The 621-nt window shown below is 67.5% G+C and carries 2 protein-coding genes; both read left to right on the top strand.

Features of this window, described 5'->3' with window-relative positions; genetic code table 11:
* On the top strand, window positions 1–302 hold a 302-nt coding region (locus PMES_RS16355; RefSeq protein ID WP_159966772.1), incomplete at its 5' end, for a hypothetical protein.
* A partial coding sequence (locus tag PMES_RS16350; protein WP_159966771.1) for a hypothetical protein occupies window positions 302–621 on the top strand: 320 nt, incomplete at its 3' end. The genes PMES_RS16355 and PMES_RS16350, both read left to right, overlap by 1 nt.

Raw genomic sequence — 621 nt, 5'->3', positions numbered from 1 at the left:
TGCTCGATCTGCGCAATCTCGCGCGGATCGAGGGGCCGATCTTCGCGATCGCGGCCGCGCTGATGGTCGAGCGGATCTATTACGTGATCGCGCGCCTCGCCGTGAACACCCAGCTTGACCTGTGGAGCGCTCATCCCGCACCCGAAGCCCTCAGCTTTGCCCTGGCGGCCGCGATTTTCGCGCTGGCCGTCGCCATCCGCCGTATGGGAAGCGACAACGATGTCCAGGTGCGCCGCGTCGTCGCGGGGCAGGGCGCCGCGATCACCGCCGTCTTCGGCGTGCTCGTCTGGAGCCTTTGGTAATGAGCTGGCTCGAATGGGCCACGGCTGGCGACAAGCTCGTGGGTCTGCTCATTGGACTTATGGGCCTTCTCGCCGCCGCCGCGCGGCTCTTCTGGGGGCGTGTCTCGAGCCGCGTCAGCGAGGGGGTGTCGGGACTGGCGGCGGGTCACAGCGATATCGCCCGCCGCCTGTCCGATGTCGAAACAGATCTCAACGAGATGCGCGGGGATATGGGCCGGCTGCGTACCCGGGTCGGCACCATCGAGGCGCGGCTCGATACGCTCGCCACATCGAAGGAAGTCTCTGAGCTGTCGGTGGCCATCGCGCGCCAGACCGGCGT

Source organism: Profundibacterium mesophilum KAUST100406-0324 (assembly GCF_009835145.1).
Taxonomy (GTDB): Bacteria; Pseudomonadota; Alphaproteobacteria; order Rhodobacterales; family Rhodobacteraceae; genus Profundibacterium; species Profundibacterium mesophilum.
The sequence above is the reverse complement of the archived record's forward strand: the minus strand, read 5'-3'. Positions and strand labels throughout refer to the sequence as shown.